Source organism: Pelagibius sp. Alg239-R121, assembly GCF_947331435.1.
GTDB lineage: Bacteria > Pseudomonadota > Alphaproteobacteria > Kiloniellales > Kiloniellaceae > Denitrobaculum.
Window position 1 is genome coordinate 78,552 of the sequence record NZ_CAMZOF010000005.1, and the last position, 13,670, is coordinate 92,221.

The following is a 13,670-nucleotide window of genomic DNA, read 5'->3' on the forward strand; positions in this document are numbered from 1 at the left end:
CTTTCCGGCAGATCTCCGATAATGTCCAGCGATGAACAGCGCAACACCTTCATCCGCCACGCCCAAAAGACGGTCTTCTACGCCTTCGAATGAACAGCTGCCAGGCTCGGTGAACGCAGTTTCCGGCGACGAATCCCTCCGACCGGCGTTGGAGGCTTTGGCCGAGCGGGACAGCGATATTGCGGTTGCCTACGAGGCCTGCGGCCTGCCGCCGATGCGTCGGCATGAACCGGGCTTTGCCGGACTGATCCGGATCATGGCTGCCCAGCAGGTCTCGGCCCAGGCGGCCGGCGCTATCATCAGCCGGCTCGATAGGGAATTGCGGCCTGTTACGGCAGAGGGGTTTCTGGCTCTGGATGATGAAACGCAAAAGAAGATCGGGCTGAGCCGTCCGAAGCAGAGATACGGGCGAGCGTTGGCCGAGGATATTCTATCCGGGCGGATTGATCTGACCGGGATTGCAGATCTCGAGGACGAGACCGCAATCGAGGCGCTGATTCAGGCCAAAGGGATCGGCCGTTGGACGGCTGAAGTTTATCTTCTCTTTGCTTTGCAACGTCCCGATGTCTGGCCGGCGGGCGATCTTGCGGTGCAGGTGGCAGCACAGAAGCTCAAGGGATTGCCCGAGCGTCCGGTCGGCGAAACCATGATCGCGCTGGCTGACGCTTGGCGGCCCTACCGCAGTGCAGCGGCTCGTTTCCTCTGGCACCTCTATCGGCATCCCGGCGTTCCCGAGGGCGGATTCTAGAACCGGACGACGGCATAAGCTCCCACTCGGCATTGCTTCTCGGGCATTCCTGTGGCGTGCCAAGATCGCGCCGAATTTCGTTAAAGGTGACGACGCGCTACGAATCGGCTATGACGGATGCTGGATTATCGAAGGATTCCGCCATTATGGCAGTTGCGAACAAACTTGATGGACCGCGTGCGACACCTGCGTCGGGCAATGAGGCCGAACACCTGATCGTCATGCTGCACGGTCTCGGCGCCGATGGAAACGACCTCTTCGGCCTAACGCCACTTCTGGCACAGACCTTTCCGAACGCAGCCTTCGTCGCCCCCAATGCGCCGGATCCCTGTGATATGGCACCCATGGGGCATCAATGGTTTAGCCTTAAGGACCGCGATCCAGAGGTAATTCTGGCCGGCGTGCGCGCGGCGGCACCCGTGCTCGACGCCTTCATCGACGATGAATTAAAGGCACACGGCCTGGCTGACGATAAATTGGTTCTGCTCGGATTCTCTCAAGGCACCATGATGGCGCTGCATGTTGCACTGCGGCGTCCCAATGCCTGTGCGGCGGTGATCGGTTATTCGGGCGCATTGATCGCGCCGGGTTTTCTGGACGATGAACTGAAGAGTCGCCCACCAGTCCTGCTGGTTCACGGTGAGGATGATGATGTCGTGCCGCCGCAGGCGCTTGCTGCCGCCGAGACAGCTCTATTGGCCCAGAATGTGACAGTCTACTCCCAGATGGTTCCCGGGCTTGCCCACGGGATTGACGAAAACGGTCTGCGTATGGGGATAGGCTTTCTGATGGAGAGCCTTGGAAGCCTTCTTCCCGGCGATAATGCATAGAATCTGACTGTTTTCTCTTGAAACAGCGACAGGCGTGAAACAGCCTTTCTTCATAGAAGTCAAAGGGCTCGGGGCTTTTATTGGCGAGAGAAATCTAGGGTCAGGCTGACCGCCGTATGTCATGTCGGTGAAGATTTTCACCCTTTAGCCACAATATGTTGTGTATCCTTCCTAGGTCAGCTATCAAGAACTAGAGCGTCGCTGGATATCCGGCGAAAAAACGCGAAAGCACACTATGTAGTAATACAGAAGGAGGTGCACAGCGTGGGTAGTACGGCTAATGCTTTTCCGGCATTGGTGCTCAATGCGGACTTCCGCCCGTTGAGTTATTTTCCCTTGTCTCTTTGGTCATGGCAGGATTCGGTAAAGGCCGCATTCCTGGGACGCGTAAACATCATCTCGGAATACGAACATACGGTTCGTTCTCCCAGCTTCGAGATGAAGCTTCCAAGCGTGATTTCCCTCAAGGAATACGTCCATCTCGACCGGAGGCCTGCCTTTACTCGATTTAATGTCTTTCTGCGTGATGGATTTCTCTGCCAATACTGCGGCGACCATCTGCCGTCCGAGGATTTAACCTTCGATCACGTGATTCCCCGTTCCCGAGGTGGCCGCACGACCTGGGACAATGTGGTCACAGCCTGTCAGGACTGCAATCTCGCCAAAGGCAACCAGTTGCTGGGGAATTGCGGTATGAAACTGTTGCGGCCGGTCGAAGCGCCGACCACCTACGAGCTCCAACAGAACGGCCGGGCCTTTCCGCCCAACTATCTCCATGAGAGCTGGAACGACTTTCTTTACTGGGATTCGGAACTGGAATCCTAATAAAGAACGCTCAGGCCGCTATTGCAGGGCCCACCTTCTTTCACTGTGCGTTTTCAGAGCCGTTCCGACAGCCAGATGGCGAGCCGGGAGCCGGTTTTGACGGCTGCGCTCAGGGCTTCGTAACCGGGCGCCTGTTCCGCGCCGTGTTCCAATGCCGTGTCTCGGTGTTCGAGCTCTTCGGCCTGAAACTCTTCAATGGTATCGCGAAGATCCGCCTCGTCATCGTCAAGGCGTTCTGACTGTTTGGCGTAGTGTTCGTCGATCACTTCTTCGACGGCCACCGTACAGGCCATGGCTGCCTTGTCACCCATCATGGCTGTCGCAGCCCCCAGGGCGAAGCCCGCGATGTGCCAGACAGGCTGTAGAGCTGTCGGGCGCACACGGCGTTCGCTCACCAGCCGGTCGAAGGTCTCCAAATGCCGGAGCTCCTGCTGGTGCATGTGCCTGACGGTTTCGCTGTTGGGATGGTTCCGGCCCATCACCGCCAGCTGACCCTCGTAGATCCGGCGTGCCCCATATTCGCCTGCCTGATCCACGCGGATCATCCGCGCCAGTTCGTCTTTCCGGGTCAGGTCGCCGGGCAGGCGGCGCAGCCGCTTTGGTGTCGCATCCCTATCGGGGGAGGCATTCGCCAGATCGTTCGCGTGTTCCTGATCTTTCATCGGTCTCTTTCCCGGTTTTACTAAGTGCCGGCGCGGCGGCCAGCCCACAGGCAGCCGGCAGCAAAGATAAGAGATGCGATCACATTATAGCCGGCAATGGAAATGCCGCCCAGGGACCAGGCGACCTGATCGCAGGTCGCTGGTTTCTTGGCCAGGAGCTGCTGACGCAGGTCGTCGATCGAGGCGTTGAAGTCGACGGCCGGCGCGTAGCAGGATTCCGTCCCCTGCCACCATTGCTGCTCGACCCCGACATGGAACATTGCGATGCCGGCACCAGCCAGGAATGCCAGGGCGGCCAGCAGAATCTCCATCCGCCTGAGCTTCGGCCGGTCGGCGACGACGAATGCGCCAATGCCGAAAATCATGGCTGCGCCGTAGGCGTAGCGCTGATATATGCACAGAACACAGGGGTCAAGGCCGCCCCAGATTTCCGATGCGAAGGCGCTTCCAAGCGCGGCAAGGCAGACCAACACAATGGCGGCAGGGATCAGCCTTGGGTTTTTGAACAGCGGGTCTTGCTCGGCAAGGACGGACATTCGGACTCCGGCACTGTGATTAATCGCGGCTGATTCACGTTTTTCGCTGGCTTAGTGAAAACCAATCAGACGTTAGGATCAACAGGTCAGATATAGCGCTAAGTCGTTCAATTGCCCAGCCTTCTTGACCGCCTGCTTCAAAAGGTAGCGGGCGGCGGGTTGCAGCTGGAATGAAGCCAGCTTGAGCTAAAAGAGATAGCGGATCGCGATAAATCCGGCGAACAAACTGATGAAGAACAGCGTCGCCAAGATCGGAAGATGCCGGTCGATGAAATTTTTGATCGGCGGCCCGAAGTACCAAAGAAGCGCGGCCAGCATGAAAAAGCGGGCTCCGCGCGACAGGGCCGAGGCAAAGGTGAACACCGCCGGATCGAGGCTGAGTGCGCCACTGGCAATGGTGAAGACCTTATAGGGGATCGGCGTGAAGCCAGCCGCCGCCACGATCCAGGCGCCCCATTCGCTGTAAAGAGACTGGAATCGGATGTAGGCGTCTTCCTTGCCGTAGAATTCCAGGATCGACTGCCCCACAGTATCGAAAAGGAATGCCCCGATGGCATAACCTGCGAGACCGCCAAATACCGAGGTCACGGTCGCGATCAGGGCAATCAGCCAAGCCCGGTCGCGGGCTGCGAGCACCATGGGGATAATGAGAACGTCGGGCGGGATCGGAAAAACCGAAGATTCGATAAAGGACACGGCGCCCAATGCCAGCAGGGCATGGCGATGCGCGGCCAGGTCCATGGTCCAGTCATAAAGCCGTCGCAGCACTCTTGGAAGTCCCCCTGGCCGGTCGCCGACAGACCGGAATTGATCCTCAAATTCGAAACGGCATCACGTGCCGCGGCTGTCTTACCGGTTTAGCAGTTGGGCCGGTTCAGCAGTTGGCCCCGTTTAGCAGTTGCACAGCCTGCGGGCAACCAATGCGGTTCCATCCCCCGGATTCCTCGCCGAGACGCCGTAAATAGCCCACCGTCTTTAAGATTGGGTGAAGCAATCGCAGCAACCCACTGGCGGCTACTTCCAAGTCTCAGGGGCGGCAACATCCGATAGAGGTTTGATTTCTAGACCAGAGTCGCGGATTCCTGTATACCCGAAGCAGGAAAAGCCTTTGTTTGTGTGATTTTCACCGTCAGGCCAGCCTAAGTCGAAAGGTGTTACGCCTGAGCAGTCGTTGGGGGACGATATGCAGGCAGCCGCTGCAGATAACCGGAAGAAGTTTTACCTCGAACTGATCAAGCCGTCACACTATGACGACGATGGTTATGTGATCCAGTGGTTCAAGGCCTGGATCCCCTCCAATTCCCTCGCATGCCTCTATGCCATCGGTCAGGCCATGTCCGAAGACGGGGCGCTCGGCGACGACACCGAAATCGTCGTCAACCCTTATGATGAGGTCAACACGGTCATCCCCATCAAGAAGATGGCGCGGCGGATGAAGGCCAACGGCAACCGTGGCCTGGTCTGTATGGTGGGTGTGCAATCCAACCAGTTCCCGCGCGCTATGGATATGGCCCGCCAGCTTCGCAAAGAGGGCATTCAGGTCGCGATCGGCGGATTTCATGTCAGCGGCTGCCTCTCTATGTTGAAGGAACTCCCCGCCGACATACAGGAAGCCATCGATCTCGGTATCTCGATATTCGCCGGCGAGGCGGAGGAGCACTTCGCCGAGGTTTTGACTGACGCCGACCAGGGCAAGCTGAAGCCGATCTATAACTATATGAGCACTTTGCCGTCGCTGCAGGACCAGCTTACGCCCTTCCTCCCCGACCAGTTCGTGCATAAATACGACGGCTCCAACGCAAGCTTTGACGCCGGGCGTGGCTGTCCTTTCCAATGCAGTTTCTGCACTATCATCAATGTGCAAGGACGGGTATCGCGCTATCGCTCGGCAGATGATATCGAAAAGATCATTCGCGTGAACTACGCCCAGGGCATCACGCGTTATTTCATCAGCGATGACAACTTTGCGCGCAACCGCAACTGGGAAGCCATCTTCGACCGCATGATCGAGTTGCGGGAGAACGAGGGGATCCCCATCCGTTTCATCATTCAGGTTGATGTTCTGGCCCATAAGACCAAGAACTTCATCGAAAAGGCCGAGCGCGCGGGCTGCAAACGGGTTTTCATCGGACTGGAGAACATCAATCCGGCCAATCTGGAAATCGCAAAAAAGGGCCAGAACCGCATCACCGAATACCGCACCATGCTGCAGAAGTGGCGGGCGCACGGGATTATCAGTTACGCAGGCTATATCCTCGGATTCCCGGTCGATACGCCGGAGACGATCCGCCGCGATATCGAGATCATTCAGAAGGAATTGCCGGTCGACCTCCTGGGCTTTACCAACCTGACCCCGCTGCCGGGTTCCGAGGATCACAAGGTCCTGACCGACATGGGCGTCTGGATGGACCCTGATATGAACAAGTACGACCTGGAGCACGTAACTACCGCGCATCCTCTGATGTCGCCGGAGGAGTGGGATTCGATCTACCGCGAAGCCTGGGACCTATATTACACCGAAGAGCATATCGAACGCATGATGCGCCGCGCCGTGGCGAGTGGCATCAAACCTCATGCGGTGATGATCAATGCGCTCCAGCTCAGCAGTGCCATGCGCTACGAGCGGGTGCATCCGCAGCAATGCGGCTACGTCCGGCGCAAGGTTAGACGCCAACGGCGCTCAACCCTGCCGCTGGAAAACCCGCTGACCTTCTATCCGAAATACCTGCTCGAGACCGTGATCAAATATTCAGCGCTCGCGCTTTATGTTCTGCGCATCAACCGCATGCGCAAACGGATCCAGAACGACCCCGCCTCCAAATCCTATACGGACGTCGCCTTGACACCGGTGGAGGAAGCCGAGGCTGCAGAAGAACATTTGGAGATGTTCGAGTTGAACGATTCCGCGCGCGCCGCCGTGGCCAAGGCCCGCCATCAGGCCGAGGCGAAAGCCAAGCATGAGGCGAAGAAAAAGTCGGAGAAGCAGGTGGCGGCAGTCTGACTTGAAACTGCCGGCTTGATCGGCATCCCTATGCGGCGGCTCAAGGTTTGCGCACGAAGCCATTGCCGCCGTCACAGCTGTTGTGTGCTGTGTTCCGGCATCATTTCGGAGCTTCCATTCGACTTTACCAGCGCTCCTTGGTGTTAGGAGGCGACAGCTCCAGGATTTGTCTTCAGGCCCGTCGTAGCGAGTTCCAGACGAAAAGATCGAATGCCTGTGAGAAGGTTGAGCCACCTGGAGCGGTTTTTTTGTTATGCTGTTTCCCGGCGATCTTCCGGTGATGACCGGGCTTTTCGCCCATCGTTAGGGACCTTGGTCTTTCGCCTGGGAGATGGAACATGAACGCCGAAGCCGAAGTCCTGTTCTTGAACGAGAGCTTTTATCATGTGTTTCGGCAGCGTGATCTCACCATGATGGCGCGGCTCTGGGCTGACCGGCTCCCAGTTGCCTGTGCGCACCCCGGCTGGCCCGCCATTGCGGGTCGCGAGGAGGTGCTGGATTCCTGGAAGGCAATCCTGACCAACCCCGATGCGCCGGATGTCTCCTGCCACGGGGCGCAGGCCTTTGTCTGCAGCCGGGATTCCGCCTTCGTGGTCTGTTACGAAAAGGTTGGCGACAGCGTGCTGGTCGCCACCAACGTGTTTGCCCGCGAGATGGGTGAATGGCGGATGGTTCATCATCAGGCCGGGCCCTGCAATGTCTCGCCGCTCTCGCTTGACGAAGAGCCTGAGGCTGGCCCCTTACAGTGACAGACCCGTTACGCAATCTGCTTCTGCAGCAATAGACCGGTGATCAGCCTGCAGGCGTTCCCGTGGCGATTGGCCAGGAGCGGCATTCAAACCTGCGGGCAATAAAAAAGGCGTCCGGAGACGCCAAGATAGATTAAGTGTTTTTTTGTGCGCACAGCACCGGCATGACTAGCCCAACGCGCTTGGTTCTTCAGGTCATTCCTGTGGCACCGCGCCGAATCTTGGCACGAAAACAAACACTCCTACCTGGAGACTGAAGAAGACCGGGGATGGATCCCCGTAACGCCACCTAAATCACTTTTAGGCCGCCTCCTGAGAGGCGAAAGGCGCTTAAAGCAGTTCGACGCTGGACGCCATCGGGCCTTTTTGCCCCATGCGCGTCGTCATCCGGACCCGGGCTTCGGGTTCCAGGCTCATCACGCCCGCACGTTCCAAGGTCCGTGCCGACACGAAGACGTCTTTACCGCCGTTGTCCGGTGCGACAAAGCCGAAGCCTTTTTCGGAATTGAAGAACTTCACGGAACCTTCGACCACTTCGTCGTTTCCGGTATCTTCAAAGCCGCCACCACCGCCGCCGTAACCGCCGCCGCCGCCATAACCGCCGCCACCGCTGCTGCGCGGCGGTGCATCGGGCATGGATTCGATGTGATGAATGTGCGCGACCTGCGGACCTTTCTGACCTGCGGAAAGATCACAGACCAGGGTCGTGCCGTCAGGAAGATCGCGATGGCCGGCGCGCTCTACGGCCGAAATGTGAAGAAACGCATCCGGAGAACCATCGCTAAGCTGAACGAAGCCAAAGCCCTTTGTCGGATTAAACCACTTCACCACTGCAGTGACTTCTCGGTGGGTCGTGTCCATCCGATCAGAATTGCGATGGGTGTTCATTCTACTACACAGCTCCAATATGGGCGCTCTATTACTCGCACCCCCATCCGGCTCCCGATCCACGGCCTGTATCCGTCGTCAGGGTCCCTTTGGAGGTTTCTGTATTCTATCAATCAAGTAACGACCGCACTGCCTCAAATTATATCCATGGCGCCGTCCAACCGGCATATCAGAAAACTCTTCCCTGTTCCCAGGGCTATCCCCTGAGGTTTCTCTGGCTAAGTCACTGAAATACCGAAAATGTTGCACAACAATCCACAGCCTTTAACTAAGTTGTACCTCAACTTGTGGTGAGAGAGCTACTGAAATTCGCACCACGCCTGTGAGACCAATTGCCAATGACCGGGTCTCGATTGGCGAGTCCATTGTCTCCCGATCGCGCATTCCGCCGGGCCCATGCCGCGACTCAACCAAGAGTCCAATCTGAGTCCAATCGCCCTCCCGCTGACCGAGCATCCAACGTGAGACCGCGACGCGATGGTCTCTGCGCTCCGCAGGCCGTGACCGCCTTAAATCCATGTCAGCGAAGATTCCCGCTTACACCCCCGGCACAATATTTCTTCCAAGCACCGCATTGCCCTATTGCCAAGCTCGCCTCCATGACTATCATGCCGCCGCATAAGCCCCCGTGGCGGAATTGGTAGACGCGGCAGACTCAAAATCTGTTGCCTTCACGGGCGTGCCTGTTCGAGTCAGGCCGGGGGCACCATCTAGTTTCAAGCGTTTAGCGCAATCCCCGCAAACAACTTAACACGAATTACTTGAATGGTTTTCGGGTCGATCCGGAAGTACCGTTCGAGTTTAAGTGACTTTTGTAAGTGGAACGTTCCGCGCCAAGTCGTATGAGTGTGGGTGTAGATCGTTCTTTAGTTGCGCGATCAGTCTTCGTTGTCGGTGCCGCGATAGTGAAGGGGGATGCGAGGTGGCTCTTGAACCTGATCGGGATCGAAGATCGTAGCAAGGTCCTGTCGGTCGAGGTCGATTTCTCTCGCTTCGCCTGGGGTGATCAAGTTGCTCAGTCGGCGGTGGAGGCCTTCTGTCAGAGGCTGGGTGGCGCGATCACGGTCGATCGTTACTGGATTTTAGTGCACAAAAAATTCAGTTTTTTCTACCGTAAACGACACGCACACCTGCAATGCCTTGTTTTTCTTGGTTACGATTCACGGTAATCACCGTTCCTGTCGTGGTGACGAAGAGTGCAATTAAATCCATGACCAGTACGAGCCCATCAACCATAAAAAAATATGTGTGTATGGCAATTGACGGTTTCAAGCGATACCGGGTGTCAGTCGTGCGCTTTCGATTCCAACCATTGTAGGAAGGCGGAGACTGCCGTTTTGTCTGTTCGCACATTGTCACGCTCGAGGATGTCATAGCACGTCTTTAGCGTGTGACCGGTAATGGACGCGATCTGCGGGACGTTGACGCCGGCTTCGCCCAACCGCGCGACGGCTGTATGCCGCAGGCGCATGAACCATAGCTCAGACATTTCAGGCCGTTCCTCTACCGCCGAGGTGCGGACATCGCGGAAAACGTGCCCAAAAGCGTGATCGCTGTATGAGCGGCCGGTGCGTTCGGAGGCGATCAGCGTGGTAGGAAGTACGTCGCGGCTAGACCAGCGTTCGGCCTCCTCCTCTAGACGGTGCGTCAGCGTGTTCACCCCATATCCAACCCGACATCCAATGACGCTGTGCTATGGGTCAGCCAGCCCAGCGACAGCAGGTCGACGCCGGCCTCTGCATAGCCTCGCAGTTTGCCGGGGCGCAGGCCGCCGGACGCCTCAGTAACGGCGCGGCCCGAGACCAACTTTACGGCGTCCTTAAGCGTATCCGGCTTCATGTTGTCCAGCAGGACGGCGTCGACGCCGATCTCCATCGCCTCGCGCAGCTGCGCCAGGTTATCCACCTCCACTTCGATTTTCACCATGTGACCCAGAGATGTTCGGGCGCGCTCGATGGCCAGGCGCAGCCCACAGGCTGCCGCGATGTGGTTGTCCTTGATCAGGACCGCATCGAACAGGCCGAAGCGGTGGTTGGTTCCGCCACCGACGCGCACGGCGTATTTTTCCAAGGCGCGCAGGCCGGGGGTTGTCTTGCGGGTGCAGGCAATGCGGGTGGCGGTGCCGTCGATCTCTTTGACTGCTTCGCGGGTTGCCGTGGCGATGCCGGAGAGGTGGGCCAGGATGTTGAGCGCGGTGCGCTCGCCGGTCAGGATCGCACGGGCCGGGCCGCGCAGGATAGCGATGACCGAGCCCGGCTCCACATCCGCGCCGTCGGGCTGGGCGATCTGCACCGTGACGTCAGGGTCGAGCTTACGGAAGGCTTCCAGCGCGATGGGCAGGCCGGCGATCCGGCCGGACTGCCGGGCGGCGAGCCAGGCCTCGATCTTGGCGTCGGCGGGGATCAGGGCGTTGGTGGTGATGTCGCCCGCCAGACCCAGGTCTTCATCCAGGGCGCGCGCGATGACGGCGTCATATTGCAATGGCGAGATGGGTGTGAAAGGAGGCGTGGTCATCGGGTTGGGTTCCGGTTTCGTTACGGGAGGCAATTTGGATCAGATCAAGTCGGTGAGGGTCAGGATCTGATGATGGGCCCAGACGGGATTGGGCGCGGGCAGGTCGGCCCGAAAATGCGCGCCGCGGCTCTCCTCACGGCGGAGGGCAGTTTGCAGGATCAAACGGGCGGCCAGCAGGCTGTTACGCAGTTCACTCCACCGCTGCAGGTCGTCGAAACCCGGTTGCCTGCTGTTGCTGACTGTACACTGCAGGCTATTGAATTCGGTTTGGAGTCTGCCCAGCTTTGTCACTGCTTTCGACAAACCCTGCGGATCGCGCACGAGGCCGGCGTGGCGCGACATGGCGCTGCGGATTTGATGGGTCAGGTCGGCGAGCTTATTTACCTGGCCTGTTGGCATCTTCGGGAGAGGAATGTCGGGAACAGCCGCTTCGGCTACGGTTTCGCCGCCTGAACGCTCGGCTACGGCTTCGCCGTCTGAACGCAGGGCCGCCGCGACCCGCCGTGCGAAGACCAGGGATTCGAGCAGGGAGTTGCTGGCCAGACGGTTGGCGCCGTGCACACCGGTTGCCGCCGCCTCGCCACAGGCCCAGAGGCCCGAGACCGAGCTACGGCCGTCCGCATCCGTGCGAATGCCGCCCATGTGATAGTGCGCGGCGGGGGCCACCGGCACCGGGGTTCGGGTTGGCTCGTATCCCGCCGCGCGGCAGAGAGCGAGGCATTGCGGAAAAGCATTCTCGCCCGCCGAGTCCAGCGCAGGCCGCAGATCGAGCGTGATATTTTGCCCCTGCAATCGCCGCCGCCCGATTGCCCGTGCGACCACATCGCGGGGAGCCAGATCGACCAGCGGATGTTCCGCCGTCATGAAAGGCACGCCCGCGTCGTCGAGCAGGCGGGCTCCGGCACCGCGCAAGGCCTCGGTCATCAGGTCCAGCCGCTGGCCACCGTTCCGATCCTTAGGCAGCAAGGCCGTGGGGTGGAACTGCATGAACTCCAGGTCGCTCAATTCGGCACCGGCGCGGGAGGCCAGGGCGAGGCCGTCGCCCGTGGCGCCGGCTGCGTTTGTGGTCTCCAGCCAGAGCGCGCCGCTGCCGCCACTCGCCAGAACCACAGCACGCGTCCGGTAACGGATCCAACCTTGGTCCTTCTGATAGGTGAGCAGCCCGGTGACCCGGCTGTCCTCGCACAGCAGGTCGATGGCCAGGGCCGAAGTCGCGATCGTGATGGAAGGGCAGCATGTAACTTGTGCCAGGAGAGTTTCGACGAGCGCTCGGCCGGTGCTGTCGCCGTCGGCATGGAGGATCCGGGGCAGGCTGTGGGCGGCTTCGCGGCCCAGCTTCAGGCGGTGGTTCGCGTCGCGGTCGGCGGGAAAGCCGCGGGCGATCAGATCCTTGACCGCGGGAATTCCCTCCCAGACTAGGTGCCGAACCCGGTCTCGGTCGGACAGACCGGCACCGGCCGCCAGCGTGTCTTCGCCGTGCCGCTCCGCCGAGTCACCGGCCCCTAATGCTGCGGCAATGCCGCCCTGGGCCAATGGACTGGAGCCGCTGGCGGCCTGTGGAGTCTTGGTCAGAACCGTGACCGGCGTGGGCGCCAATGCCAGCGCGCAGGCGAGGCCGGCGGCACCTGAGCCGACGATGACGACGGGTGTCTCGATGCGCGTGATGTGAGGACCTTTTATCATCGGGAGGTCAGCGCACCGCCAGCATGCGTTGGACCGAGGCGCGCGCTTTCTCCGCGATGGCCTCGGGTACTTCGACCCGCGGCTCAAGCGTCAGCAGTGCCTGGCGGATATTGTCCAGGGTGATGCGCTTCATGTGGGGGCAGAGGTTGCAGGGGCGGGTGAACTCCACCTCGGGCACTTCGGCGGCGACGTTATCGCTCATGGAACATTCGGTCAGCATGACCACGCGCTTCGGCTGCTCGCGCTTGACGTAGCTGATCATCTCCGCGGTCGAGCCCACGAAATCCGATGCATCGAGCACGTCCGGCGGGCACTCGGGATGGGCGACGATCACCACATCATCGAGGTTCTCGCGGTAGCGCTGGATCTCCTCGCCGGTGAAGCGCTCGTGCACCTCGCAGTGGCCGTGCCAGCTGATCACCTTCACCTTGGTCTGCCTGGCGACGTAGCTGGCCAGATACTCATCCGGAATAAAGATCACTTCGTCGCAGCCCAGGGATTCGACGATCTTCACCGCGTTGCCGGAAGTGCAGCAGATGTCGGCGGCGGCTTTTACCTCGGCGGTGGTGTTGACGTAGGTCACGACGGGCACGCCCGGGTGCGCTGTTCTCAGGCGTTCCACGTCGGCGCCGGTGATCGCCGTGGCGAGCGAGCAACCGGCTTTGGCATCGGGGATCAGCACGGTCTTTTCCGGATTGAGCAGCTTCACCGTCTCGGCCATGAAATGGACCCCGGCCATCACGATCACCTCGGCATCGCTCTCCGTCGCCCGTCGCGCAAGCGCTAGGGAATCACCAACGATATCGGAGACGCAGTGGTAGATTTCCGGGGTCTGGTAGTTATGGGCGAGTACGACCGCATTGCGCTCCCGTTTCAGCTTCAGGACGTCGGCGACCAGACCGGCGTGCTGCGGCCATTCCATGGGCGGGATGACCCGTTTGACCCGTTCGTAAAGCGCGGCGCTGTCGAGAGGCGCAGGGGCTGTCGCTGCGGTGGCCTGGCTGGACAGGGCGGTAGTCATGATTCTTCTCCGAGGGTTCTAAAAGTATTTATGCTCATTTCGAGCAATATATATACTCTAAACGAGCATAATCAAGAAAAATCTGTTTCAAAGAAAACTGCCGGAGGGTTCAGAGGGGATGACTTGCCGGTCGACAGGCACTAGGTCGCCGTTACTCAGTTAAGGGCCGCTCAAGGGGATAGGAGACATTCAATGGAGCCATGCGTTGGCCAC

14 protein-coding genes and 1 tRNA gene are annotated in these 13,670 nt (G+C 59.4%); 7 read left to right on the plus strand and 8 right to left on the minus strand.

Annotation, left to right across the window (positions count from 1 at the left end; genetic code table 11):
• Positions 1 to 31: 31 nt before the first annotated feature.
• The 3 genes from QMZ18_RS16720 to QMZ18_RS16730 all read left to right on the plus strand — a co-directional run bounded on the left by QMZ18_RS16720 (position 32) and on the right by QMZ18_RS16730 (position 2,403).
• Positions 32 to 748: a DNA-3-methyladenine glycosylase gene (locus QMZ18_RS16720; RefSeq protein WP_282607467.1), complete on the plus strand. Its 717-nt coding sequence runs from the start codon at positions 32 to 34 to the stop codon at positions 746 to 748.
• Positions 749 to 894: 146 nt separating this feature from the next.
• The gene (locus QMZ18_RS16725; RefSeq protein ID WP_282607468.1) at positions 895 to 1,578 is read left to right on the plus strand and encodes an alpha/beta hydrolase; all 684 of its coding nucleotides are present in this window, start codon (positions 895 to 897) and stop codon (positions 1,576 to 1,578) included.
• A gap of 264 nt (positions 1,579 to 1,842) precedes the next feature.
• Entirely contained in the window at positions 1,843 to 2,403 is a 561-nt protein-coding gene (locus QMZ18_RS16730) for an HNH endonuclease (RefSeq protein WP_282607469.1), read from the plus strand.
• 53 nt (positions 2,404 to 2,456) lie between these two features.
• On the opposite strand, the gene QMZ18_RS16735 is transcribed toward QMZ18_RS16730, so the two are convergent.
• From QMZ18_RS16735 to QMZ18_RS16745, 3 genes are all read right to left on the minus strand, one after another.
• On the minus strand, positions 2,457 to 3,065 hold the full coding sequence (locus QMZ18_RS16735; protein WP_282607470.1) for a demethoxyubiquinone hydroxylase family protein: 609 nt from the start codon (positions 3,063 to 3,065) through the stop codon (positions 2,457 to 2,459).
• A 20-nt stretch (positions 3,066 to 3,085) separates the two neighbouring features.
• Positions 3,086 to 3,601: a disulfide bond formation protein B gene (locus tag QMZ18_RS16740; protein ID WP_282607471.1), complete on the minus strand. Its 516-nt coding sequence runs from the start codon at positions 3,599 to 3,601 to the stop codon at positions 3,086 to 3,088.
• Positions 3,602 to 3,787: 186 nt separating this feature from the next.
• On the minus strand, positions 3,788 to 4,369 hold the full coding sequence (locus QMZ18_RS16745; RefSeq protein WP_282607472.1) for a YqaA family protein: 582 nt from the start codon (positions 4,367 to 4,369) through the stop codon (positions 3,788 to 3,790).
• Positions 4,370 to 4,784: 415 nt separating this feature from the next.
• Here QMZ18_RS16745 and QMZ18_RS16750 point away from each other — a divergent pair, with 415 nt between their 5' ends.
• Together QMZ18_RS16750 and QMZ18_RS16755 are read left to right on the plus strand one after the other, a co-directional pair.
• Positions 4,785 to 6,602, plus strand: coding sequence for a radical SAM protein (locus tag QMZ18_RS16750; protein WP_282607473.1), 1,818 nt, complete (start codon positions 4,785 to 4,787; stop codon positions 6,600 to 6,602).
• A 338-nt stretch (positions 6,603 to 6,940) separates the two neighbouring features.
• Entirely contained in the window at positions 6,941 to 7,351 is a 411-nt protein-coding gene (locus QMZ18_RS16755) for a nuclear transport factor 2 family protein (RefSeq protein ID WP_282607474.1), read from the plus strand.
• Between the two features lie 330 nt (positions 7,352 to 7,681).
• On the opposite strand, the gene QMZ18_RS16760 is transcribed toward QMZ18_RS16755, so the two are convergent.
• Complete coding sequence (locus tag QMZ18_RS16760; RefSeq protein ID WP_282607475.1) at positions 7,682 to 8,239, minus strand: cold-shock protein; 558 nt, start codon at positions 8,237 to 8,239, stop codon at positions 7,682 to 7,684.
• Positions 8,240 to 8,861: 622 nt separating this feature from the next.
• Between QMZ18_RS16760 and QMZ18_RS16765 the strand changes: the two genes are divergently transcribed.
• Together QMZ18_RS16765 and QMZ18_RS16770 are read left to right on the plus strand one after the other, a co-directional pair.
• Positions 8,862 to 8,948: transfer RNA gene (locus QMZ18_RS16765), tRNA-Leu, on the plus strand.
• A gap of 109 nt (positions 8,949 to 9,057) precedes the next feature.
• Positions 9,058 to 9,408: a hypothetical protein gene (locus tag QMZ18_RS16770; protein ID WP_282607476.1), complete on the plus strand. Its 351-nt coding sequence runs from the start codon at positions 9,058 to 9,060 to the stop codon at positions 9,406 to 9,408.
• A gap of 116 nt (positions 9,409 to 9,524) precedes the next feature.
• Here QMZ18_RS16770 and QMZ18_RS16775 read toward each other — a convergent pair whose 3' ends face one another.
• Genes QMZ18_RS16775 through nadA form a run of 4 tightly spaced genes read right to left on the minus strand, consistent with a single transcriptional unit; the run spans position 9,525 to position 13,457 of the window.
• The gene (locus QMZ18_RS16775) at positions 9,525 to 9,899 is read right to left on the minus strand and encodes a hypothetical protein (RefSeq protein ID WP_282607477.1); all 375 of its coding nucleotides are present in this window, start codon (positions 9,897 to 9,899) and stop codon (positions 9,525 to 9,527) included.
• A complete protein-coding gene (gene nadC / locus QMZ18_RS16780; protein ID WP_282607478.1) occupies positions 9,896 to 10,753 on the minus strand; it encodes a carboxylating nicotinate-nucleotide diphosphorylase in 858 nt (285 codons plus the stop codon). The genes QMZ18_RS16775 and nadC overlap by 4 nt, the downstream gene beginning before the upstream one ends.
• A gap of 39 nt (positions 10,754 to 10,792) precedes the next feature.
• A complete protein-coding gene (locus QMZ18_RS16785) occupies positions 10,793 to 12,436 on the minus strand; it encodes an L-aspartate oxidase (protein WP_282607479.1) in 1,644 nt (547 codons plus the stop codon).
• A gap of 7 nt (positions 12,437 to 12,443) precedes the next feature.
• A complete protein-coding gene (gene nadA / locus QMZ18_RS16790; RefSeq protein ID WP_282607480.1) occupies positions 12,444 to 13,457 on the minus strand; it encodes a quinolinate synthase NadA in 1,014 nt (337 codons plus the stop codon).
• Positions 13,458 to 13,670 lie beyond the last annotated feature (213 nt).

Coding starts and splice junctions, on each gene's coding strand:
- QMZ18_RS16720 (WP_282607467.1), top strand. CDS start 32: ATGAACAGCGCAACACCTTCATCCGCCACGCCCAAAAGACGGTCTTCT.
- QMZ18_RS16725 (WP_282607468.1), top strand. CDS start 895: ATGGCAGTTGCGAACAAACTTGATGGACCGCGTGCGACACCTGCGTCG.
- QMZ18_RS16735 (WP_282607470.1), bottom strand. CDS start 3,065: ATGAAAGATCAGGAACACGCGAACGATCTGGCGAATGCCTCCCCCGAT.
- QMZ18_RS16740 (WP_282607471.1), bottom strand. CDS start 3,601: ATGTCCGTCCTTGCCGAGCAAGACCCGCTGTTCAAAAACCCAAGGCTG.
- QMZ18_RS16750 (WP_282607473.1), top strand. CDS start 4,785: ATGCAGGCAGCCGCTGCAGATAACCGGAAGAAGTTTTACCTCGAACTG.
- QMZ18_RS16755 (WP_282607474.1), top strand. CDS start 6,941: ATGAACGCCGAAGCCGAAGTCCTGTTCTTGAACGAGAGCTTTTATCAT.
- QMZ18_RS16760 (WP_282607475.1), bottom strand. CDS start 8,239: ATGAACACCCATCGCAATTCTGATCGGATGGACACGACCCACCGAGAA.
- nadC (WP_282607478.1), bottom strand. CDS start 10,753: ATGACCACGCCTCCTTTCACACCCATCTCGCCATTGCAATATGACGCC.
- QMZ18_RS16785 (WP_282607479.1), bottom strand. CDS start 12,436: ATGATAAAAGGTCCTCACATCACGCGCATCGAGACACCCGTCGTCATC.
- nadA (WP_282607480.1), bottom strand. CDS start 13,457: ATGACTACCGCCCTGTCCAGCCAGGCCACCGCAGCGACAGCCCCTGCG.